Origin of the sequence: Kitasatospora sp. McL0602 (assembly GCF_052076145.1) — a bacterium.
Lineage (GTDB): Bacteria > Actinomycetota > Actinomycetes > Streptomycetales > Streptomycetaceae > Kitasatospora.
Map to the genome: position 1 here is coordinate 1,584,588 of NZ_CP197246.1, position 21,536 is coordinate 1,606,123.

Genomic DNA, 21,536 nt, shown 5'->3' on the forward strand with positions numbered 1-21,536 from the left:
CCCTCGTGTCGGGCGGCGCGTGAGTGTGGGGGTGTACTACGAGCGGTCCGGCGTTCAGACCGCGGTGAGGCGGGCCTTCTCCTCGACCAGGCCGACGATGCGGTCGATCACCTGCTCCAGGGTCAGCTCGCTGGTGTCGACCAGGACGGCGTCGGCCGCCTGGGTCAGCGGCGCGGTCTCCCGGGAGGAGTCGGCGGCGTCGCGACGGGCGAGGTCGGCGGCCATCGCGGTGATGGTCGCCTCGTCGATGCCCTTCGCCCGCAGTTCGGCGGCCCGGCGCTCGGCGCGGGCCGTCTCGGAGGCGGTCAGGAAGATCTTGACGGTGGCGTTCGGGAAGACGACGCTGCCCATGTCACGGCCCTCGGCGACGATGCCGCGCTCGGCGACCTCGGCGCAGCCCCGCTGGAGCTCCACCAGCCGCGTCCGCACCTGCGGTACGGCGGCGACGGCGCTCACCTGCGAGGTGACCTCGTGACCACGGATCGGCGCCGAGACGTCCTGGCCGTCGACCGTGATGGTCGGTCCGGCCGCGTCCGTCCCCGAGACGATGACCGGCTTGTCGCACGCCACGGCCACCTCCTCGGTGTCCGTCACGTCGATCTCGTTGGCCAGCATCCACCAGGTCATCGCCCGGTACATCGCACCGGTGTCGAGGAAGCTCAGCCCCAGACGGGCGGCGACGGCACGGGAGACCGTCGACTTGCCGGAGCCGGAAGGTCCGTCGATGGCGACGACGACCGGGGCATGAGCTCGGTCGGCAGTGTCCACGGCGCGAACCTCTCTTTTCTCCACAGGCATGGGTCTCGGAAGCTGGGCAACTACACCAAGGTTAGTCGACCCGGCCGAAGACTCCGGCCGTCGAGGTTTACGGGGCCTCTGGGACGATGCGGGCCATGATCTACGAGGCCGTGCTCTTCGACGTCGACGGTGTCCTGCTCGACTCCGCCCCCGCCTACCGCCGGGTCTGGGACGCCTGGTCGCTGGCCCGGGGCCTCGACCCGGAGGTCGTCTGGCCGCTCACCTTCGGACGGCCGCCCGAGGACACCGTCCAGGACGTCGCCCCCCAGCTGGACCCGGCGGCCGAGTTCACCGAGCTCCTCCGCCTGCTGGCGGCCGAACCCACCGGCTTCCCCGCCTTCGCGGGCGCTGCCGAGCTGCTCTCCGCCCTGCCGCGCGACGCCTGGGCGCTGGTGACCTCCGGCGACCGCGACGCCGTCCACGAGCGCTTCGCGCTGGCCGGTCTGCCGCTGCCCGCCGTCCAGGTCTACCGCCACGACGTGGCACTTGGGAAGCCCGCCCCGGACGGCTACCTGCTGGCAGCCGCCCGGCTCGGGGCCGCCCCCGCCGCCTGCCTGGTCGTCGAGGACGCCCCGGCCGGCGTCCTGGCCGGCCGGGCAGCGGGCTGTACGGTCCTCGGCCTGACCACCGGCCTCGCCCCGCACCAGCTCCCGGGCGCCGACCACTACGCGGCAACCCTCGCCGAGCTGGCCGCCCACCTGGGGCTGTGAGACGGGCATCGGGGGTCAGTGACCCCGGGCGATCCAGTCCGCGAGGTGCGGGGCCTCGGCGCCGATCGTGGTGGTCGGGCCGTGGCCGGTGTGGACGACGGTCTCGGGCGGGAGGGTGAGGAGGCGCTCCTCGATCGAGCGGATGATCGTCGGGAAGTCCGAGAAGGACTTGTCCGTCGCCCCGGGGCCGCCCTGGAAGAGGGTGTCACCGGTGAGGACGGCGTCCAGCGCGGGGACGTAGAGGCTGATCCCGCCGGGGGTGTGGCCGGGGGTGTGGCGGACGTGGAGGTAGATGCCGCCGACGGTGATCCGCTGGCCGTCGCGCAGGTCCTCGTCGGGGGCGTCGCCGGGGTGGGTCTGCTTCCAGAGCGGCAGGTCGTCGGGGTGCAGCATGATCGGTGCGCCGGTCATGGCCGCGAGCGCGGGGGCCGCGCCGATGTGGTCGTCGTGGGCGTGGGTGCAGATGATCGCGCGGAGTTCGCGGTCACCGAGGGCCGCCGCGATGGCCGCCGCGTCGTGGGCCGGGTCGACGACGACCGCGTCGGCGTCGTTCGCGATGATCCAGACGTTGTTCTCGACCTCCCACGTGCCACCGTCCAGCGAGAAGGTGCCGGAGGTGACGAGGTGCTCGATCACGGGCTCGGGGGGCATCTGACGCATCAGAGCATCACCACGGAACGCAGCACGTCGCCGCCGTGCATCCTGGCGAAGGCTTCCTCGACCTGGTCGAGGGAGATTGTTTCGCTGACGAAGGCGTCCAAGTCGAGCCGTCCTTGCAGATAGAGATCGATGAGCAGCGGGAAGTCCCGCGAGGGCAGGCAGTCGCCGTACCAGGAGGATTTGAGGGCGCCGCCGCGTCCGAAGACGTCCAGCAGCGGCAGTTCCAGCTTCATCTCCGGCGTCGGCACGCCCACCAGGACGACAGTACCCGCCAGGTCACGGGCGTAGAACGCCTGCTTGTACGTCTCGGGGCGGCCGACGGCCTCGATGACGACGTCCGCGCCGTTGCCGTCGGTGAGGGCGCGGATCGCCTCGACGGCGTCCCCGGTCGCGGAGTTGACGGTGTGGGTGGCGCCGAGCCGCAGGGCGGTGGTGAGCTTGCGGTCGTCGATGTCGACCGCGATGACCTTCGCCGCCCCGGCCAGCCGGGCGCCCATCACGGCGGCGTTGCCGACCCCGCCGCAGCCGATCACCGCGACGCTGTCGCCCCGGCCGACGCCGCCGGTGTTGACGGCGGCGCCGAGCCCGGCCATCACGCCGCAGCCGAGCAGCCCGGCGGCGGCGGGCGAGGCGGCCGGGTCGACCTTGGTGCACTGCCCGGCGGCGACCAGGGTCTTGTCGGCGAAGGCGCCGATGCCGAGGGCGGGTGAGAGCGGGGTGCCGTCGAGCAGCGTCATCGGCTGCTTGGCGTTGTGGGTGTCGAAGCAGTACTGCGGGCGGCCCCGCCGGCACGAGCGGCACTGCCCGCACACCGCACGCCAGTTGAGGATGACGAAGTCACCGGGGGCGACCTCCGTCACCCCGGCGCCGACGCTCTCGACGACTCCGGCGGCCTCGTGGCCGAGCAGGAAGGGGAAGTCGTCGTTGATGCCGCCGTCCCGGTAGTGCAGATCGGTGTGGCAGACCCCGCACGCCTGGATCTTCACGACGGCCTCACCCGGGCCCGGGTCCGGCACGACGATGGTCTCCACCCGCACCGGCTCGCCCTTGCCCCGTGCGATGACACCCCTGACCTGCTGCGACATTCGGCCTCGACCTTCCTCAACAGCACTGCGGGGCCGGACGGCCCCTCAGCTGATTGTCTCCCGATCGCGGGGCCCCAACCGACCGTCAGTCGGCGCGTACGCTCCAGCCGTGCTCGCGCAGGGCGACGGCCAGCCGCTTCACGGCGCCGGGGGCGACGGACAGTTGGACGAAGCCGACCTGCTGGCCGCTGGAGTGCTCGATCACCACGTCCTCGATGTTGACGCCGAGCGCGCCGACCTCGCCGAAGAGCCGGCCCAGCTCGCCCGGCTGGTCGCCGAGCACCACCGCGACGGTCTCGTACCGGGTGGGCGGGGCGCCGTGCTTGCCGGGGATGCGGGCCTGGCCGGTGTTGCCCCGGCGCATCACGGCCTCGATCCCGGCCGCTCCGGCCCGGCGCTCGCCCTCGTCCGCCGCCTCCAGGGCACGCAGCGCGGTGACGGTCTCGCCGAGGTCGGTGGCGAGCTCGTCCAGGATGTCGGCGACGACGCCTGCGTTGGCCGAGAGGATGTCGACCCACATGCCGGGGTTGGAGGCGGCGATCCGGGTGACGTCCCGGACACCCTGGCCGGAGAGCCTTATGGCCGTCTCGTCGGCGTGCTCCAGCCGGGCGGCGACCAGCGAGGAGAGCAGCTGCGGCGCGTGCGAGACGAGGGCGACGGCGCGGTCGTGCGCGGCGGCGTCCATCACGATCGGCATCGCGCCGCAGAGCGCGACGAGTTCGAGCGCGGCGTTCAGCGTCTCGGTGTCGGTCTCCGGGGTGGGGGTGAGCACCCAGGGACGGCCCTCGAAGAGGTCGGCGCGGGCTGCCAGCGGGCCGGAGCGCTCCCGCCCGGCCATCGGGTGGCTGCCGATGTAGTGCACGGTGTCGCAACCCAGCGCCGTGACCTCCGTACGCGGGCCCGCCTTCACGCTCGCCACGTCCGTGTACCAGCGGGCCAGCCCCCGGCGCTGGCAGTCCGCGAGCACCTTGCCGACCAGCGCGGGCGGCACCGCGATGATCGCCAGGTCGACCGGCCCGTCGGGGGCGTCGGTGGTGCCCGCACCGAGCGAGGCGGCCGTCCGCGCCGCGTCGGGGTCGGCGTCCTCCAGGTGCACCGTCAGCCCGCGCCCGGTGAGGGCGAGGGCCGCAGAGGTGCCGATCAGGCCGGTGCCGACAACGGCGACAGTACGCATGGCGGGGTTCGTCTCCTGTGGCGGTCCGGGCTGGTAGGTGCGGCTCCATCCTCTCAGGGGTCCGGCCGTACTTCACGCAGGTGCCCGCGCCCTCCGGGGCCTGCGCCACGCGAGGGCGGCGCAAATCCGCTGACACCGGGGGGCTGCGGGGGCAGACTGGGCCGCCGGGGTACGGGGACGGAAGAAGGGGCTCGACGGGGTGGCTGTGGAGACGGGACAGAGCTGGGAGTCTGCACTCGATTCGGTGGTGGTCCACGCGTCCGGCGCGGTCTGCCGCCGCCGCGCGCGGGGGCTCGTGCCGCCGGACGGCAAGGTCAGACTGCCGGGGCTGCCCAGTTCTCTGGACCCGGGCTCGCTGCGTGCCACCGTGACCGGCGGCGACGGCCACCGCGTCACCGAGGCCCGGTTGGAGCAGGCGGCCGAACTGCGCCGTACCGAGGAGCTGCCCGAGCTGCGCCGCGCCGCCGAGCGGGCCCGCGAGGAGTCCGAGGCGGCCCGTGCGCGGCACGCCCGCCAACTGCACCGGATCGACGAGATCGCGGCGCTGCGGGCCATCCCGCCCCAGCGTGGGCCGGACGACCCGCACCGCCGTACGCCCGCCGACGTCTGGCTCGACCTCGCCGACTTCGTCGACGAGCGTCTGACCAGGCTCCAGGCCCGCGCGGACACCCTCGCGGAGGAGCACCAGCAGGCCGAACACGTAGCCGCCGTGGCGGAGGAGGAGCTCGCCCGCGCCTCCACCGCCGAGCCCGCCGGGCGGGTGGCCACCACCCGCACCGCCGTCCTGACACTGACCGCCGCCGACAGCACCTCGGCCGCTGAGGTCGAGATCGAGATCGAGTACATCGTCCCGGGCGCGGTCTGGGTGCCGACCTACCGGCTGAGCCACCGTCAGGGTGACGGCGGCGGGACGCTGGTGCTGCGCGCCTCGGTGGCGCAGCGGACGGGCGAGGACTGGACGGGTGTCCGGCTCGGCCTCTCCACCGCCGATCTGCACCGGCGCAGCGACCTGCCCCGCCTGCACTCGATCCGGATAGGCCGGGCCCAGGCCGCTCCGGCCGCCTCCGGCTGGCGCGAGCCCCCGCCGGGGCTGGGCGAGCTCTTCGCCGGGTACGACACGGCCGTTCCCCCGGCGCCCCGCCCGGCCGCCCGCCGCCGCAGCACCGGCCGCCCCGCACGGGCCATGCGCTACGACTTCGGCGGGCCCGCCCCCGCCGTCGTCCACGCGTCAGGCCCGCGCCCCGGAGCCCAGCCGGTCCCTCCGGCCCCGGCAGCACCAGCGGGCGCACCGGCCCCCGACCTGCTCCGCTCCCACGCCAAGCGCGCCGCACCGGCGCCCGACGCAGCCGGGGGAGCCGGGCCGGCCGGGCCGGCCGGGCCAGCCGCACCGCTGATGGCCCCCTTGATGGCCGCCGCACCGGCACCCCCGCCACCACCGCCGGCCGTCGAAGGCCCGCCGCGCCCGGCCGAGTCCTGGCTCGACTACGCGAGCCTCGTCCTCGACGGGCCCGAGCAGGGCGACGCCCGCCGGGGGAAGCTGCGCCGGGACGCCGACCCCGGCCTGCCCGGCGTCAGCGTGCCCAGGACGCCGCCGCTGCCCCGGCACGCCGTCGCTCCGCGCGACTCGGCCGGGTCCTTCGACCACCGCTACGACGCCGCCGCCCGGGTCGACCTGCCGTCGGACGGCGGCTGGCACAGCGTCACCGTCGGTGAGATCCCGGTCGGGCTGAGCCGCGAGTACGTCTGCGTCCCCGCCGTCGAACCGACCGTGTACGGAGTGCTCGTCCTGGCCAACGACACCGAGCAGGCGCTGCTCGCCGGGCCGGTCGAGGTGACGGCCGACGGCGAGTACCTGCTGACGACCCGCCTGCCGACGCTCGCGCCGGGCGGCACCCGGCGGCTCGGGCTCGGGGTGGCGGAGGGCATCCGGGTGGCGCGCCGGGCCGAGCTCCGCGAGTCGACGGCCGGGCTGCTCAACAACACCACCGTGCTGGACCACCGCGTCCACGTCGAGCTCGCCAACAGCCTCGACCACCCCGTCACGGTCGAGGTCCGCGAGCGCGTGCCGGTCAGCACCGAGGCCGAGGTCCGGATCGAGGAGCGGCCCGGCTGGTCACCGCTCGACCCGGTCGAACCGACACCACCGGGGCTGCGCCGCCGCCGCGTCGTGCTGCCCGCCCAGGGCACGGCGGAGCTGGACGGCGGCTACGAGATCCGCATCCCGGCCGGCAAGGCCCTGCTCGGCGGCAACCGGAGGAACTGACCGATGACCACGACCCACCCCGTCACGGCGCTCCCCGTCACCGCCGTCACCTGTCTGGAGGACCGGGCCCTCGTCACGCGCACCGCCCGCCTCACCCTCGCCGAGGGTGAGCAGCGGCTGCGACTCGGCCCGGTCACCGCGCTCGCCGTCGACCACTCCCTGCGCGCCGAGCTGACCGGGGCGGCCGCCCACGGCCCGGCCGCCCGCGTGCTGGAGGCCAGGATCGTCCGCTCGTGGACACCGCGCCCGCCGGGCCCGCCCACTGCCGCCGACTCCGGCCTTCGGCACCGCGTGCACGAGCTGGAACAGGAGGAGCGCGCCGAGACCGGCCGCGAGCAGCGGTTGGAGGCCCGGCTCGCGCTGCTCGCCCAGCTCGCGGCCGACCTGCTGCGGGAGATCGGCGAGGGCGCCGGCCACGGTGAGACCGAGCGCTCCCGCTGGACGCGTGAACTCGACCGGGTGGACGCCGAGCGCGAGTCGTACGGCGAGCAGCTGCGGGCCTGCCGGGCCCGGCTGCGCGCGGTCGAGGAGGAGCTCGGCCAGGCCCGGCGGGCCTCGGAGGAGGCCGAGGAGGACGAGGCCGAGCTGACGGCGTACGTCGAGCTCACCGTGTCGGCGGAGGCGGCGGGCCCGGTGGAGCTGACGGTCGGCCACCTGACGCCGTGTGCGCTCTGGCGCCCGGCCTACCGGGCGACGCTCGCCGACGGCTCGCTGCGGCTGGAGACGGAGGCGGTGGTCTGGCAGCGCACCGGGGAGGACTGGCCCGGCGTGCGGCTGACCTTCTCGACCGCCCGCTCGGCGCTGGCCGCCGAGCCGCCCCGGCAGGCGGAGGACCGGTTGGTGCTGCGCGACCGCACCTCCGAGGAGCGCCGCACGGTCGAGGTCGAGCTGCGCGAGGAGGAGATCGGCTCGACCGGGCCTGCGGGCGCGGGCCTGCCGGGGGTGGACGACGGCGGCGAGGTGCGGGTGCTGTCCGCCCCGGAGCCGGCCGCCGTCCCGGGCGACGGCCGGGCGCACCGGGTGCCGCTGACCGTCTTCACCGCCGAGGCGCGGGCCGAGTACGTGTGCGTGCCGGAGCTCTCACCACTGGTCACCCGGGTGGTGCGGTTCCGCAACGGGGCGGCGCACGCCCTGCTCGCGGGGCCGGTCGCCCTGGTGCTCGGCAGCGGCTTCGCCGGGCGCGGCGAGCTGCCGTTCGTCGCGCCGGGGGCCCCGGGCGAGCTCTCCTTCGGCAGCACGGACGGCTACCGGGTGGTCCGGGAGACGGAGGAGAGCCGCAGCACCGCGGGCCTCTCCCAGCGCTCCACCGTGACCCGGACGGTCCGGCTGCACCTCTCCCGCTTCTCGGGCCCGCAGGAGCACGACGAGCAGCTCGTCTCCGTCCGCGAGCGCATCCCGGTCTCCGAGCTCTCGGCGGTCGAGGTGCGGCTGCGCAAGGAGCACTGCTCCCCCGTCCCGGACGAGCTGGACGCCGACGGCATCTGCCACTGGTCCGTCGCGCTCCCCCCGGGCGGCCGCCGCACCGTCACGCTGTCGTACGAGATCTCGGCGGCGGCCAAGGTCGCCGGGCTGTGACCGGGCGGTGAACCTCCGGAGTTCCAGGTCACAGCCCTGCTAGAAAGGGAGTCATGATCTACCACCTCGCGCCGCTGGACGACTGGTTGCACGACCCGGGGCGGCCGTACGCCGCCGCCTCGCTGCTGACCGACGGGTTCATCCACTGCTCGGCCGACGAGCAGACCGCGCTCGCCGTGGCCAACGCCTTCTTCCGGGACGCGCAGGGGCCGCTGATGGCGCTGCTGATCGAGGAGACGCTGGTCGAGCCGATGGTGAAGTGGGAGGCCCCCAACGGCGCCCCGCCGGACGGCGCGACGCCGGGAGTGCTCTTCCCGCACATCTACGGCCGGCTGAACCGCACCGCCGTGCTCGGCCTGGAGAAGCTCGAACGCGGCCCCGACAACCGCTGGACCACCCTCACCCCCTGGAGCTGACACCCGCTCACGCGCGGAGCAGCCAGGGGCGCTACGGCTACAGCCAGCCGCGTTCGCGGGCCGCCATGCCGGCCTGGAAGCGGGTGGTCGCCCCCAGCTCCCGCATCAGCGCCTGCAACCGGCGCTGGGTCGTCCGGGCGCTCCACCCGAGCGACCGCGCGATCGACTCGTCCGTGAGCCCGGCGGCCAGCAGCCCGAGCAGCTTGCGGTGGTCGGCCTCCGGGCCCTGCTCGCCCTCGCCGCCGATCGCCGCCTGCAACGGCACCGCGCGGTCCCACTCGGCCTCGAACAGCCCGTCCAGGGCCTGCAGCAGGGCGGACGGGTGGATGACGTACGCGGCGTCCAGCACGGCGTCCCCGACGCTGATCGGGATGATCGCCATCCGGTCGTCCGCCATCATCATCTTCATCGGCAGCACGGGCCGGACGCGGGCCTCCTCGCCGTCCGCGACGCCGACCAGGATCTCCCGCTCCAGCCTGCCGGGCCAGGCGACGGCCTCCTTGTCGTAGACCGTCCGGAACCGCACCCCGGCCTTCAGCTGCCGGCGCTGCCGGGGCAGGTTGGCCACCGGGTCCTGGATGTAGGGCGGGCAGTCGAAGCCGCGCACCTGGTACTCGGCGGTCTCGGTGAGGTGCTCCAGCCGCTGGGCGATCGCCTCACCGCCGCTGAGCACCTCGACCGAGTGCGCGGGGTCGGTGAACCGGGAGGCCTCCCGGAAGGCGTCCATCAGTCGGTGCATCTCGGCTCGGGCGCTGCGCAGTTGGGACTCGCGGTGGCCGATCAGGGTGCCGATGGCGACGTCGGGGGCGACGGCGAGGTAACGTGCGCGGTCGACCGGGGCGCGGGTCGCCATGCCCTGGTCGGCCAACCGGTCCAGGGCGGCCTTGCCCTGGTCGAGCGTCAGTCCGCACTGCTCGGCGAGCTCCTCGGCGGTGGACTGCGGCGCCACCACGAGCGCCGCGTAGACCTGTCCGTCCGGCCGTCCCAGACCGAGCACTCCGAATGAGTCGAGCACCGACCCTCCTTCCCCCCTTGGCCACGGCACTGGTGGCGCAGTCCCGCCACACGGCGGCCCGACAGTCGCTGGCCATCTTGTGCCACCGGCGCGCCGGCTGACAAGCCGGTCTCACGACCGCGGCGGAATCCCCCCGAAAAGCGGGAGGGCCTCCCCGCCGTTCGGCGGGGAGGCCCTCATCCTGAGGACGGCGGTTACAGACCGACCTCGTGCATCAGCTGCCCGACCTCGGGGTTGGTCAGGCGGCGCAGCCAGCCCGACTTCTGGTCGCCGAGCGCGATCGGGCCGAAGTGCGTGCGCACCAGCTTCTCGACCGGGTAGCCCGCCTCCGCGAGCATCCGGCGGACGATGTGCTTGCGACCCTCGTGCAGGGTCACCTCGACCAGGTAGTTCTTGCCGACGTTCGAGAGCACCTTGAAGCTGTCGGCGCGGGCGAAGCCGTCCTCCAGTTCGATGCCCTGGCCCAGGATCTTGCCCAGGTCACGCGGGATCGGGCCCTGGATGGCGGCCATGTACGTCTTGGTCACGCCGTACTTGGGGTGGGTCAGACGGTGGGCCAGCTCGCCGTGGTTGGTGAGCAGGATGATGCCCTCGGTCTCGGTGTCCAGGCGGCCGACGTGGAACAGCCGGGTCTCCCGGTTGGTCACGTAGTCGCCGAGGCACTGACGGCCGTCCGGGTCCTCCATGGTGGAGACGACACCGGCGGGCTTGTTGAGCGCGAAGAACAGGAACGACTGGGTGGCGACGGTCAGGCCGTCGACCTTGATCTCGTCGTTCTGCGCGTCGACCCGCTTGCCCTGCTCGGTCACCAGCTGGCCGTTGACCATCACGCGGCCCTGCGAGACGAGCTCCTCGCAGGCCCGGCGGCTGCCCATGCCGGCCCGCGCGAGCACCTTCTGCAAGCGCTCGCCCTCGGGCTCGCCGAAGGTCTTCGGCAGCGCGACGGCAGGCTTGTCGTGGCGCGCCAGCACGGCGTCCTCGATCTTGGCCTGCAGCTCCCGCGAACGCTGCGGCTGACGCCGCGGGTCGCCGGGAGCACCCTGTCCGGGCTGACGCGGACGCGCCGGGCCCTTGGCCTGCGGCAGCGCCTTGCGGGCACCGTAGTGGCCGCCGGAGCCGAACTCCGGACGGTCGTACTTGCGCTCCTCGGGCCTCAGCGGACGGTCCGGGTGCTGCTTCCGGTCATCGCGCCGGTCGTCCCGGCGGTCGTCCCGACGAGCACCGCCGCCGTACGAGCCGCCGCTGTTGCCGCCGCCGTACGAGCCACCACGCGAACCGCCGCCGCTGTTGCCGCCGCCGTACGAACCGCCACGCGAACCGCCACCGGAGGAGCCGCCACCGGAGCGCGAGCCGCCCCCGCTGCCGCCACCATAGGAACCGCCGCCGCGCGAACCGCCACCGCTGTTCCCGCCGCCGTACGAGCCACCGCCGCCGCTGCCCCCACCGTAGGAACCGCCGCCGCTGTTGCCACCGCCGTACGAGCCGCCGCCGGAGCGCGAGCCCCCGCTGCCGCCACCGTACGAACCGCCGCCCCCGCTGCCGCCACCGTACGAACCGCCGCCGCCGCTGCCGCCACCGTAGGAGCCGCCACCGGAGCGCGAGCCCCCGCTGTTGCCGCCACCGTACGAGCCGCCACCGGAGCGCGAGCCGCCCCCGCTGCCGCCACCGTACGAGCCGCCACCGGAGCGCGAGCCGCCCCCGCTGCCGCCACCGTACGAGCCGCCACCGGAGCGCGAGCCGCCACCGCTGTTCCCGCCGCCGTACGAGCCACCGCCGCCGCTGCCCCCACCGTAGGAACCGCCGCCGCTGTTGCCGCCACCGTACGAGCCGCCACCGGAGCGCGAGCCCCCGCTGCCGCCACCGTACGAACCGCCGCCGCGGCTGCCACCCTGGCCGCCGCCCTGTCCTCCGCGGCCCTGGCTCCCGCCACCGCCGCCGCTGTTCCTGCCGTTACCGCTGCTACGCATCTAATTGAGTCCGTACGTCGTTTTCCGTCTGGGAAGTGCAAGTCGAAGTGCAAGTCGTGCCGGCCGACCTCAGCGCACTTCCCGACCCGCCTCGTCGCCGTCGTCCGCCGCGCGTGCGGCGGAGACCGCCTCCGCGATCACCGTGCCTTCGAGGGACTCCGCTTCCACGTCGTCGACCTCAGGCAGGAAGGGTGCCAGCTCCGGAAGTTCCTCCAGGCCGCGCAACCCCATCCGTTCCAGGAAGTAGTTCGTCGTCCGATACAGGATCGCACCTGTTTCGGGCTCGGAGCCGGTCTCTTCCACCAGCCCTCGCTGTACCAGGGTACGCATCACGCCGTCACAGTTCACACCACGGACGGCTGACACCCGGCTGCGGGACACCGGCTGCCGGTAGGCGACGACCGCCAATGTCTCCAGCGCGGCCTGGGTCAGCCGGGCCTGCTGGCCGTCCAGGACGAAGCGGTCGACGGCCTCCGCGCACTCGGCGCGGGTGTAGAACCGCCAGCCACCGGCGACCAGCCGCAGGTCGAAGCCGCGGCCCTGGGCGGTGTACTCGGCGGCCAGGCCGTGCAGTACGGCGCCGACCTCGGCCCGGGGGCGCTCCAGCACGGCGGCGAGGTGCGACTCCGTCGCGGGCTCGTCGACGACCATCAGGATCGCCTCCAGCGCCGCCCGCAGCGGCACGCCCTCCTCGGCAACGGGCCCGGGGACGGCCTCAGCGGCCTCCGGGGGGTCGTACGCGGGCTCCAACCACTCCTCGGGCCTCGACCCCTGCCCGGGTACTCCGAGCGCCCGCCTGGGCGCCTTCGGCTGCGTCACGCCTCTTCCCCTCTCTCGTCGGTCACCGGCCGGTCGAACTCGTCGGTCACCTCGACCGGGCGGCCCGCCGCCGCGACCCACCGCACCAGCAGCTCCCCGAGCGCCTCCGGCTGCTCGAAGGCGAGCGCCCGCTCGCGGTAGAGCTCCAGCAGCGCGAGGAAGCGGGCGACGACGACGAGCGTGGAGTCGGCGTCCGCGACGAGCTGCCCGAAGCTGGCCTCTCCCAGACCGGCCAGCAGCTCCGCGACCAGCGCCGCCTGCTCGCGGACGCTGACCGCCGGGGTGTGGATGTGGTCGACGTACACGACCGGCGCGGGCTTGGGCACCCGGCTCAGTGCCGCCGCCGCGAGCCGCGCGAGGCCCTCCGCGCCGATGCTGATCACGACCTCGGGCAGCAGCGCCGCGTGGTGCGGCTCCAGACCGACGGTACGGGGGCGCCGGAGCTGCTCGGCGGCCCAGCGCTCGGCCAGGACGCCCGCGACCCTCTTGTACGCCCGGTACTGCAGCAGGCGGGCGAAGAGCAGGTCGCGGGCCTCCAGCAGAGCGAGGTCCTCCTCGTCCTCGACCTCGGCGGCGGGCAGCAGCCGCGCGGCCTTCAGGTCGAGCAGGGTGGCGGCGACCACCAGGAACTCCGTCACGGCGTCCAGGTCCCAGTCCGGGCCCATCGCCCGGATGTGGGCCATGAACTCGTCGGTCACCCGGGCCAGCGCGACCTCCGTCACATCCAGCTTGTGCTTGGCGATCAGCCCGAGCAGCAGGTCGAACGGCCCCTCGAAGTTGTCCAACCGCACGCTGAACCCGGCGTTCGGCGACGTTTCCGCAGTACTCGACATCACCGGCCCATCCTCCCGCAGGCCGGGCGGCGCGCCGCGCACCGCCCGTCAACGGCCCCGCAGCCGCCGTACCAGGATGCTGCTCTCGCCGCGCTGCTCCAGATCCGCGAGCACCACCGCGATCGCCTCCCGAACGATCCGGCCCCGGTCGACGGCGAGCCCGTGCTCGCCGCGCAGCACCAGGCGGGCGTGCTCCAGGTCCATCAGCTCCTCGGCGGAGACGTAGACCGTGATCTTCTCGTCGTGCCGCTCGCGCCCGCTGGGCCGCCTCGGGGCCCGGCCCCGGGGGCGGGGCCGCCGGGCGGCCGCCTCCCCGGGCTCCTCCGCAGCGGCGTGCTGCTCGGTGCGGGCCTGCGGCACCTCCCGGCCGGCGGGCGGCTGTGGGGCCTCAGGGGCCGGCTCGGCCGCTCGGGCGGTCTCCGGTCGGGGCGCCTCGGCCGGACGCCCGAGGGACGGCGACAGGGCCATCCCGCCGGTCGTCCGGAACAGCTCGTCGGCACCCGGGAGACTCACTCGGCGGGGCGGCACCGGTCGAGCACCTCCCTGGCGAGCTGACGGTAGGCGGCGGCACCGACCGAGTTGGTCGCGTACGTGGTGATCGGCTCACCGGCGACGGTCGTCTCCGGGAAGCGGACGGTCCGTCCGATGACGGTGTGGAACACGTGGTCGCCGAAGGCCTCGACCACCCGGGCCAGCACCTCGCGACTGTGCACCGTGCGCGAGTCGTACATCGTCGCCAGGATGCCGTCCAGGCGCAGGTCGGGGTTGAGCCGCTCGCAGACCTTCTCGATGGTCTCGGTGAGCAGCGCGACCCCGCGCAGCGCGAAGAACTCGCACTCCAGCGGCACGATGACGCTGTGAGCCGCCGTCAGGGCATTGACCGTCAGGAGGCCCAGTGAGGGCTGGCAGTCGATGATGACGAAGTCGTAGTCCGGCAGCAGCGGCTTCAACGCCCGTGCCAGCGCGGACTCACGGGCGACCTCGCTGACGAGCTGCACCTCGGCGGCCGACAGGTCGATGTTGCTCGGCAGCAGGTCCATACCGGGGACGGCCGTCTTGAGCAGCACCTCATCGGCCGTCAGGCCCCGCTCCATGAGCAGGTTGTAGACCGTGACGTCGAGCTCCATCGGGTTGACGCCGAGGCCGACCGAGAGCGCACCCTGCGGGTCGAAGTCGACGAGCAGCACCCGGCGCCCGTACTCGGCGAGCGCGGCGCCCAGGTTGATGGTCGACGTGGTCTTGCCGACGCCGCCCTTCTGGTTGCACATCGCGATGATCTGCGCGGGGCCGTGCTCGGCCAGCGGCGCGGGGATCGGGAAGTAGGGCAGCGGACGGCCGGTCGGGCCGACTCGCTCTCGTCGCTGACGGGCTGCGTCAGGGGCCAGGGTCGCGGCGTACTCCGGGTCTGGTTCGTATTCGGCATCCGGGTCGTCGTAGGAGCCGTAAGCGAAGTCGCCGTAGGCCAACCCGTGTGCGGGCAGGGCGGCGTCGTATTCGGTGGCGGTGGTGGGGGCTGCGCTCTGGCGTGCCTCGAACGTACGGACCGCGACCGAGCCGACCTCTACCGAGCCCACCGTGGCCTGCCGGGCCGCGTGCTCCTCGTTCGGCTGCCCGGCGCCCGCAGAAAGAGTGGGGGTCTCCGCCAGTCCTGGCTGACCACCCCCGGGAGCAAATGTCGACTCATTCACAAGTCGTCTTACCTCCTTGGGCGTCCAGGACTCTATGTCGATTCGTCAGCGTGGCAGCATGCCGACGATTTGCGACTCTAGGCCGTCTCCGGCGTTCGCAGCAACACAATCCACGGTAGTGGGCAGGATGTGTCGGCTGTCGGGCCGCTCGCTGTCAAGGGATGAGCGGGCCTGTGACCCTAACGTTTCAGCGGAGGCCACCCCTCCCCCGAGGGTGACGAGGGAGGGTCACCTCACCGCACGGGTGACGTGATGCACATAAATTGACATCTCGTCTCCACCCGCAGGCCATCGAACCTCCGTCGTGCACGGACCCCACACCCGTCGCACACGGACCGTGTACGTACGGGCATGCCGAAGCCCCCGGCCCGAGGGGAGCGGGTCGGGGGCGACGGGACGGTCCGGAGTCAGCCGTCGGACGGCTGACCGGACGTCAGACTTCAGGCGAGCACGGTCTCCAGGGAGACGGACTCCAGGCCGAACGCCTCGGCGACGGCGCCGTAGGTGATCTGGCCCTCGTGCACGTTGAGGCCCTTGGCGAGCGCGGCGTCGCGGCGCAGCGCCTCCTTCCAACCACGGTTGGCCAGCTCGACGACGTACGGCAGCGTCGCGTTGGTCAGCGCGTAGGTGGAGGTGTTCGGGACGGCGCCCGGCATGTTCGCCACGCAGTAGAAGACCGAGTTGTGGACCTCGAAGGTCGGCTCGGCGTGCGTGGTCGCGCGGGAGTCCTCGAAGCAGCCGCCCTGGTCGATGGCGATGTCGACGAGCACGGAGCCCGGCTTCATGCGGGAGACCAGCTCGTTGGTGACGAGCTTCGGGGCCTTGGCGCCCGGGATGAGCACGGCGCCGATGACCAGGTCGGCCTCGAGGACGGCCTTCTCCAGCTCGAAGCTGTTGGACATGATGGCCTTGATCTTCGTGCCGAAGATCCGGTCGGCCTCACGCAGCTTGTTGATGTCCCGGTCCAGCAGGGTGACCTCGTAGCCCATGCCGATCGCGATGGTCGCCGCGTGCCAGCCGGAGACGCCGCCGCCGATGACGACGCACTTCGCCGGGTGGGTGCCGGGCACGCCGCCCGGCAGGGTGCCACGGCCGCCGGCCGGACGCATCAGGTGGTACGAGCCGACCTGCGGGGCCAGCCGGCCCGCGACCTCGGACATCGGGGCGAGCAGCGGCAGCGCGCCGTTGGCGGTCTGCACGGTCTCGTACGCGATGGCGGTGGTGCCGGACGCGACGAGCGCGTCGGTGCCGGGCCGGTCGGCGGCGAGGTGCAGGTACGTGAAGAGGGTCTGGCCCTTGCGCAGGCGGTGGTACTCCTGCGCGATGGGCTCCTTCACCTTCAGCAGCAGGTCGGCCGCGGCCCAGACCTCGTCAGCGGTGGGGAGGATGGTGGCACCGGCGGCCACGTACTCCTCGTTGGGGATCGAGGAGCCGAGACCGGCGTTGTCCTCGATGACGACCTCGTGTCCGTTACGGACCAGCTCATGCACGCCGGCGGGCGTGATGGCCACGCGGTACTCGTGGTTCTTGACCTCGCGGGGGATGCCGACCTTCACGACTGAACACGTCCCTTTTGCCTCTGGGGCCCGGCCGGAGAACACCGGCGGGCAACGCGCACGTGGAGACCTCCGGAGACGCCGGGGCACGCTTCGCTACGCGACTAAGGTCGAGTGTAATGAAGCCCAGCGGTTACGTCAGCCTTCCAAACTGGATTAATTCGCCAGACTCATTGGCAGGTTCGTAGGCTTGCAGGGGGATCAACCCCTCAGAATGCGGTCAAAGCCGCATCTCAGACATTACTCCGAAGTCATCCGATCGCGCTCGCCCTCGACCTGCTCACGCAGCCGCCGCAGCGCTGTGGACACCGCCGTCTGGCCCACGCCGTCCGCCAACCGCCGCAAGGCCGCCAGCGCGGCCCGGTACTCGCGCTCCGCCTCGTCGAACCGGCGCTGCGCGAGATGCGCCTCCGCCATCCGCACCAGCAGCCGGGCCTCCGCCGGGCGGTCGCCCAGGCTCTGCCGCAGGGCCAGCGCCCTGCCGTACCAGTCGGCGGCCCTGACCGCGTCGCCCAGCGCCCGGCAGCACCCGGCGACGCTCTCCAGCGCCCGCGCGCAGGCGGCCTCGTCCCCGCTCTCCCGGGCCTGCCCGAGCGCAGCCCGGTAGCGCTCGGCCGCCCGCTCCCAGCGCCCGGCGGCGGCCTGGAGATCGCCCAGGTTGAGCAGCGCGGCCGTCACCCGCCGGGGGTCGCCCGAGCGCTCGGCGACCTGGAGCACCAGTTCGTGCAGGCGGTGCAGGTCGGCGGGGGCGGCGGCCCCGGTGAGCGGCAGCGCCCGCAGCAGCGCGGTGACGAGCCGGCCCGCCGAACCGTCCAGATCGGCCCGGCCGATCGCGTCGGCGACGGCGCCCAGCAGCAGATCCCGCTCCCCCAGCAGCCACTGCCGGGCCTGTCCGGCCGTACGCAGCCGCAGCGGCCCCGGCAGCGGGTCGGTGACCGGCCCGTGGGCGGGGTCCAGCAGGGCACGGGCCGAGTCGACCAGCCGGACGAACCGCTCCAGCAGCCGGGCCCGCGCGAGCTCCACCTCCGCCGGGCGGTCCGTGCTCTCCCGCAGGCCCACCAGCCGGGCGTGCAGCCGGCCGGGCAGCCGGTAGCGCAGCGTCCCGTCGGCTGCGGGCAGCTCCTCGTCCAGCAGCTCCCGCTCGGCGAGCTTCGCCAGCAGCGCCCCGGCCTCCGGCGCCGGGCAGCCGACCAGGGCGGAGGCCGTCCGCAGGTCCGCGAGCTGGGCCGGTGCGAGGGTGAGCATCCGCAGCATCCGCGCCTGGGCGGCGGGCAGCGCCCGGTAGCTGAGCAGGAACGCCCCGGCCAGCGGGTCACTGTCCGGCACCGGGACGGCCTCGTGCGCCGAGGTCTCGGGAGCGGGCGGCGCGTTCCGCGCCCCCTTGCCGCGCTTCGCGCCGTTCTTCGACCGCCGCGCCTTGGCCCGAGCGGACTCGCGAGCAGATTCGGGAGCAGCGTCGGGGTCGGGCCCGGCGGCGGGCTCGGCAGCCTTCGGGTGCCCGGTCGCCTCCGCGATCTCCCGGACGGCATCCGTCACGGCCGCCTTCGCGTTGCCGCGCAGCCAGCCCGCCATCAGCCGCAGCGCGGCCGGGCCCGAGGCGCAGCTCTCGGCCAGTTCGGCGGCTCCGACGGGGTCGCAGCTGATCCGGGTGCCGCCGATCAGGCCGCCGAGCAGCTCTGCGGAGGCGGTCAGCCCGAGGCCCCCGAGGATGACGGGGTCGATGTCCTTGATCCCGGTGAGCGGCCCGGCCGTGGTCGCGAGCACCAGACATCCGGGGCCCTGGGCGAGCAGCGGCTTCAGCTGGCCCGCGTCCCGGACGTCGTCGAGCAGCAGCAGCACCCGCCGCCCTTCCAGCGCCGCCAGCAGCGCCGCACAGGCGGGGTCCTGCTCCCCCGGCTCACCGCCGGGCAGCAGCACCTCGGCGGGCTCGGCGCCGAGCTGTTCGAGCAGGCGCCGCGCGGCCTGCCCCGGCGGCACCCGCCCGCCGTCCGGGGCCGACAGCCGCGCGAACAGCACCCCGTCCGGGTACTCGGCAGCCACCGACCGGGCGAACCGCACCGCCAGCGAGGTCCGCCCCGACCCGGGCCGCCCCGCCAGCACGAGCACCCGGCAACGCCCTCGGTCCGGCCGGGCCGCCGCGGCCACCAACGCCGCGAACTCACCCCGCCGCCCGACCCAGACGGCCGGCCCGGCCGGCAACGCCACCTCGGCGAGCGCCTCCGCACCGGCGGGCACGTCCATCGTCGCCGTCTTCCTCGCCACCAGCGTCACTCCTGACCAGTCGCCAGCCCCGACCCCCGTCCGCGAAGCGTAGTTCGGCGACCCCCACCGACACCCCCTGACACCAGTACTACCAACCGGCAAATCACCCGATAGGCCCGGCCGAGCCCCGCGCCCCTGGGGTCAACGCTTCAGCTGGCCTGGAACGGCCGAGCCGGCCACGGCGCATCCGCAGGGCGGAGAGCGTCCAGCCCCTGACCGGTCAGTGCGGCATGGAGGGCGAGGGTTCCGGTGATCAGCGTCGGGTTGTGCAGCTCCCCGGCCAGGACCAGCTCGACCAGTTCGGCCAGCGGCACCCGGGCGACCTCGATCTCGGTCTCCTCGCCGTGGGCCTCGTAGCGCTCGCCCTGGGCCTCCTCCAGGTCGGTGGCGAGGAAGAGCCGCAGGGCCTCGTCCGTCCCGCCCGGCGAGGTGTAGAAGTCGACCAGGACGCGCCACTGCCCGGCCTTGCAGTGGGCCTCCTCGTAGAGCTCGCGCTGCGCCGCGTGCAGCGGGTTCTCCCCCGGCACGTCCAGCAGCCCGGCGGGCAGCTCCCAGAGCCGATGCCGCACGGGGTGCCGGTACTGGCGGACGACGAGCACCCGCTGCTGCCGGTCGAGGGCGAGGATGCTGACCGAGCCGGGGTGGGTCTGGTAGTCCCGGCGGGCGTAGCCGCCGTCCGGCATCAGCACCTCGTCCGTGCGGACGCCGGTGACCCTCCCCTGGAAGGGCGTCTCGGTGGTCCGCACCGGCCACTCCTCCGCCACGTCACGCATCCGGCCCGAGTCCGTCATCGCTACTCACACTCCCCTTTTCGTCAGTACGACACAATCTATAGCCCAGGGCCGGAAACGCCGGACGGCGGCCACGCGGGAATCGCGTGACCGCCGTCCGGAACGGAACGAAACAGAACGACCGGCAGGCCTACTGCGCGGTCTTGATCTTGATGGCCGCCGCCACCAGACCCGCGAACAGCGGGTGCGGGCGGGTCGGGCGGGACTTCAGCTCCGGGTGCGCCTGGGTGGCGACCAGGTAGGGGTGCACCTCGCGCGGGTACTCGACGTACTCGACCAGGTCGCCCTTCGGGGAGAGGCCGGAGAACTGCAGGCCGGTCTTCTCCAGGTCCGCGCGGTAGGCGTTGTTGACCTCGTAGCGGTGGCGGTGGCGCTCCTCGACGTACTGCTCGCCGCCGTAGACCTCACGGACGATCGAGCCCTCGGCGAGCTTCGCCGGGTAGAGGCCGAGCCGCATGGTGCCGCCCAGGTCGCCCTTGCCGTCCACGATCGCCAGCTGCTCGGCCATGGTGGAGATGACGGGGTACTTGGCGGCCGCGTCGAACTCGGTGGAGTTCGCCTCGGGCAGCCCGGCCAGGTTGCGGGCGGCCTCGATGACCACGCACTGGAGGCCCAGGCAGAGGCCCAGCAGCGGCACCTTGTGCTCGCGGGCGTAGGTGATCGCGGCGACCTTGCCGTCGACCCCGCGGTCGCCGAAGCCACCGGGGATGCAGATCGCGTCGCAGTCGCCGAGCTGCTCCTGGGCGCCCTCGGGCGTCTCGCAGTCGTCCGAGGTCACCCACTTGATCTCGACCCGGGCGTTGTTGGCGAAGCCGCCGGCGCGCAGCGCCTCGGTCACCGACAGGTACGCGTCGGGCAGGTCGATGTACTTGCCGACCAGGGCGACCTTGACGATGTGCTGCGGCTCGTGGACGCGGCGCAGCAGGTCGTCCCAGGTGGTCCAGTCCACGTCCCGGAAGGGCAGGTCCAGGCGGCGGACGACGTACGCGTCCAGGCCCTCGCCGTGCAGCACCTTCGGGATGTCGTAGATCGACTTGGCGTCGATGGCCGCGACCACGGCCTCCTCGTCGACGTCGCACATCAGCGAGATCTTGCGCTTGATGGCCTGCGGCACCTCGCGGTCGGCGCGCAGCACGATGGCGTCCGGCTGGATGCCGATGCTGCGCAGCGCGGCGACGGAGTGCTGGGTGGGCTTGGTCTTCAGCTCGCCCGAGGGGCCGATGTACGGCAGCAGGGAGACGTGCACGAAGAAGACGTTGTCCCGGCCGACCTCGTGGCGGACCTGGCGGACGGCCTCCAGGAACGGCAGCGACTCGATGTCGCCGACGGTGCCGCCGACCTCGGTGATGACGACGTCGACGTCCTCGGTCGCCATCCGGCGGATCCGGGACTTGATCTCGTTGGTGATGTGCGGGATGACCTGGACGGTGTCGCCCAGGTACTCGCCGCGGCGCTCCTTGGCGATGACCGTCGAGTACACCTGGCCGGTGGTGACGTTCGCCGAGCCGTGCAGGTTGGTGTCGAGGAAGCGCTCGTAGTGGCCGACGTCGAGGTCGGTCTCCGCGCCGTCGTCGGTGACGAAGACCTCACCGTGCTGGAACGGGTTCATGGTGCCCGGGTCCACGTTGAGGTACGGGTCGAGCTTCTGCATCGTCACGCGGAGACCGCGGGCCTTGAGCAGGGCACCGAGGCTGGAGGCGGTGAGCCCCTTGCCGAGCGATGAGGCGACACCCCCGGTGACGAAGAGGTGCTTGGTCGTCACGGCGCGGCTGTTCGCTGCCTTGCCGGAATGGGGCTGTGCCAAGAGGGGGCTCCCGTGGGTCGCGTGTCGAAAGTGACGCTGGTGGCGGGGCCTTCGGCACTCCGAAGCTCACCAGTCCACGGGATACCAGGGTATCAGCGACCTGCACGTGACGCGTTCGGG

The 21,536-nt window shown here is 73.5% G+C and carries 17 protein-coding genes and 1 pseudogene; 4 read left to right on the top strand and 14 right to left on the bottom strand.

Annotation, left to right across the window (positions count from 1 at the left end; translation table 11 throughout):
• Positions 1-54 precede the first annotated feature (54 nt).
• Positions 55-798 carry a (d)CMP kinase gene (gene cmk, locus ACR68M_RS07330; protein ID WP_441249623.1) on the bottom strand — a complete coding sequence of 248 codons (744 nt, stop codon included), beginning with the start codon at positions 796-798 and terminating at the stop codon, positions 55-57.
• Between the two features lie 95 nt (positions 799-893).
• Between cmk and ACR68M_RS07335 the strand changes: the two genes are divergently transcribed.
• Positions 894-1,508 (top strand): HAD-IA family hydrolase, encoded by a 615-nt coding sequence (locus tag ACR68M_RS07335; RefSeq protein WP_441249624.1) that lies wholly within the window; start codon positions 894-896, stop codon positions 1,506-1,508.
• 15 nt (positions 1,509-1,523) lie between these two features.
• On the opposite strand, the gene ACR68M_RS07340 is transcribed toward ACR68M_RS07335, so the two are convergent.
• From ACR68M_RS07340 to ACR68M_RS07350, 3 genes are all read right to left on the bottom strand, one after another.
• Complete coding sequence (locus ACR68M_RS07340; protein ID WP_441249625.1) at positions 1,524-2,168, bottom strand: MBL fold metallo-hydrolase; 645 nt, start codon at positions 2,166-2,168, stop codon at positions 1,524-1,526.
• On the bottom strand, positions 2,168-3,253 hold the full coding sequence (locus tag ACR68M_RS07345) for an S-(hydroxymethyl)mycothiol dehydrogenase (RefSeq protein WP_441249626.1): 1,086 nt from the start codon (positions 3,251-3,253) through the stop codon (positions 2,168-2,170). Before ACR68M_RS07345 ends, ACR68M_RS07340 begins: the two co-directional genes overlap by 1 nt.
• Before the next feature lie 85 nt (positions 3,254-3,338).
• Positions 3,339-4,427 (bottom strand): prephenate dehydrogenase, encoded by a 1,089-nt coding sequence (locus ACR68M_RS07350; protein ID WP_441249627.1) that lies wholly within the window; start codon positions 4,425-4,427, stop codon positions 3,339-3,341.
• Between the two features lie 244 nt (positions 4,428-4,671).
• Here ACR68M_RS07350 and ACR68M_RS07355 point away from each other — a divergent pair, with 244 nt between their 5' ends.
• The 3 genes from ACR68M_RS07355 to ACR68M_RS07365 are packed head-to-tail and all read left to right on the top strand — an operon-like array spanning position 4,672 to position 8,681.
• Positions 4,672-6,690, top strand: a complete 2,019-nt coding sequence (locus ACR68M_RS07355; protein WP_441249628.1) for a DUF4139 domain-containing protein — start codon at positions 4,672-4,674, stop codon at positions 6,688-6,690.
• A gap of 3 nt (positions 6,691-6,693) precedes the next feature.
• Positions 6,694-8,265 (top strand): mucoidy inhibitor MuiA family protein, encoded by a 1,572-nt coding sequence (locus tag ACR68M_RS07360; protein ID WP_441249629.1) that lies wholly within the window; start codon positions 6,694-6,696, stop codon positions 8,263-8,265.
• A gap of 53 nt (positions 8,266-8,318) precedes the next feature.
• Positions 8,319-8,681, top strand: a complete 363-nt coding sequence (locus ACR68M_RS07365) for a DUF952 domain-containing protein (RefSeq protein WP_441249630.1) — start codon at positions 8,319-8,321, stop codon at positions 8,679-8,681.
• Between the two features lie 37 nt (positions 8,682-8,718).
• Here the strand turns inward: ACR68M_RS07365 and ACR68M_RS07370 are convergent, their stop codons facing one another.
• From ACR68M_RS07370 to ACR68M_RS07415, 10 genes and pseudogenes are all read right to left on the bottom strand, one after another.
• On the bottom strand, positions 8,719-9,696 hold the full coding sequence (locus ACR68M_RS07370; protein ID WP_441249631.1) for a helix-turn-helix domain-containing protein: 978 nt from the start codon (positions 9,694-9,696) through the stop codon (positions 8,719-8,721).
• A gap of 194 nt (positions 9,697-9,890) precedes the next feature.
• Positions 9,891-11,192: pseudogene (locus ACR68M_RS07375) on the bottom strand (pseudouridine synthase); the annotation flags it as partial.
• 540 nt (positions 11,193-11,732) lie between these two features.
• Positions 11,733-12,314, bottom strand: coding sequence for an SMC-Scp complex subunit ScpB (gene scpB / locus ACR68M_RS07380; protein ID WP_441251530.1), 582 nt, complete (start codon positions 12,312-12,314; stop codon positions 11,733-11,735).
• A gap of 164 nt (positions 12,315-12,478) precedes the next feature.
• Positions 12,479-13,315 (bottom strand): segregation and condensation protein A, encoded by an 837-nt coding sequence (locus ACR68M_RS07385; RefSeq protein ID WP_441249632.1) that lies wholly within the window; start codon positions 13,313-13,315, stop codon positions 12,479-12,481.
• A gap of 48 nt (positions 13,316-13,363) precedes the next feature.
• Entirely contained in the window at positions 13,364-13,783 is a 420-nt protein-coding gene (locus tag ACR68M_RS07390; RefSeq protein ID WP_441251531.1) for a hypothetical protein, read from the bottom strand.
• A gap of 41 nt (positions 13,784-13,824) precedes the next feature.
• Positions 13,825-14,889, bottom strand: a complete 1,065-nt coding sequence (locus tag ACR68M_RS07395) for a ParA family protein (RefSeq protein WP_441251532.1) — start codon at positions 14,887-14,889, stop codon at positions 13,825-13,827.
• A gap of 554 nt (positions 14,890-15,443) precedes the next feature.
• Positions 15,444-16,559, bottom strand: coding sequence for an alanine dehydrogenase (gene ald, locus ACR68M_RS07400; RefSeq protein ID WP_441249633.1), 1,116 nt, complete (start codon positions 16,557-16,559; stop codon positions 15,444-15,446).
• A 240-nt stretch (positions 16,560-16,799) separates the two neighbouring features.
• The gene (locus ACR68M_RS07405; protein WP_441249634.1) at positions 16,800-18,821 is read right to left on the bottom strand and encodes a tetratricopeptide repeat protein; all 2,022 of its coding nucleotides are present in this window, start codon (positions 18,819-18,821) and stop codon (positions 16,800-16,802) included.
• Between the two features lie 149 nt (positions 18,822-18,970).
• Complete coding sequence (locus tag ACR68M_RS07410; protein ID WP_441249635.1) at positions 18,971-19,612, bottom strand: NUDIX domain-containing protein; 642 nt, start codon at positions 19,610-19,612, stop codon at positions 18,971-18,973.
• Between the two features lie 130 nt (positions 19,613-19,742).
• Entirely contained in the window at positions 19,743-21,416 is a 1,674-nt protein-coding gene (locus ACR68M_RS07415) for a CTP synthase (RefSeq protein ID WP_441249636.1), read from the bottom strand.
• Positions 21,417-21,536: the final 120 nt, after the last annotated feature.

Bases quoted from the DNA above. Each gene is read 5' to 3' on its own strand.
- ACR68M_RS07335 (WP_441249624.1), top strand. From the start codon at position 894: ATGATCTACGAGGCCGTGCTCTTCGACGTCGACGGTGTCCTGCTCGAC.
- ACR68M_RS07340 (WP_441249625.1), bottom strand. From the start codon at position 2,168: ATGCGTCAGATGCCCCCCGAGCCCGTGATCGAGCACCTCGTCACCTCC.
- cmk (WP_441249623.1), bottom strand. From the start codon at position 798: ATGCCTGTGGAGAAAAGAGAGGTTCGCGCCGTGGACACTGCCGACCGA.
- scpB (WP_441251530.1), bottom strand. From the start codon at position 12,314: ATGGTCGTCGACGAGCCCGCGACGGAGTCGCACCTCGCCGCCGTGCTG.
- ACR68M_RS07350 (WP_441249627.1), bottom strand. From the start codon at position 4,427: ATGCGTACTGTCGCCGTTGTCGGCACCGGCCTGATCGGCACCTCTGCG.
- ACR68M_RS07410 (WP_441249635.1), bottom strand. From the start codon at position 19,612: ATGACGGACTCGGGCCGGATGCGTGACGTGGCGGAGGAGTGGCCGGTG.
- ACR68M_RS07345 (WP_441249626.1), bottom strand. From the start codon at position 3,253: ATGTCGCAGCAGGTCAGGGGTGTCATCGCACGGGGCAAGGGCGAGCCG.
- ACR68M_RS07385 (WP_441249632.1), bottom strand. From the start codon at position 13,315: ATGTCGAGTACTGCGGAAACGTCGCCGAACGCCGGGTTCAGCGTGCGG.
- ACR68M_RS07390 (WP_441251531.1), bottom strand. From the start codon at position 13,783: ATGGCCCTGTCGCCGTCCCTCGGGCGTCCGGCCGAGGCGCCCCGACCG.
- ACR68M_RS07360 (WP_441249629.1), top strand. From the start codon at position 6,694: ATGACCACGACCCACCCCGTCACGGCGCTCCCCGTCACCGCCGTCACC.
- ACR68M_RS07365 (WP_441249630.1), top strand. From the start codon at position 8,319: ATGATCTACCACCTCGCGCCGCTGGACGACTGGTTGCACGACCCGGGG.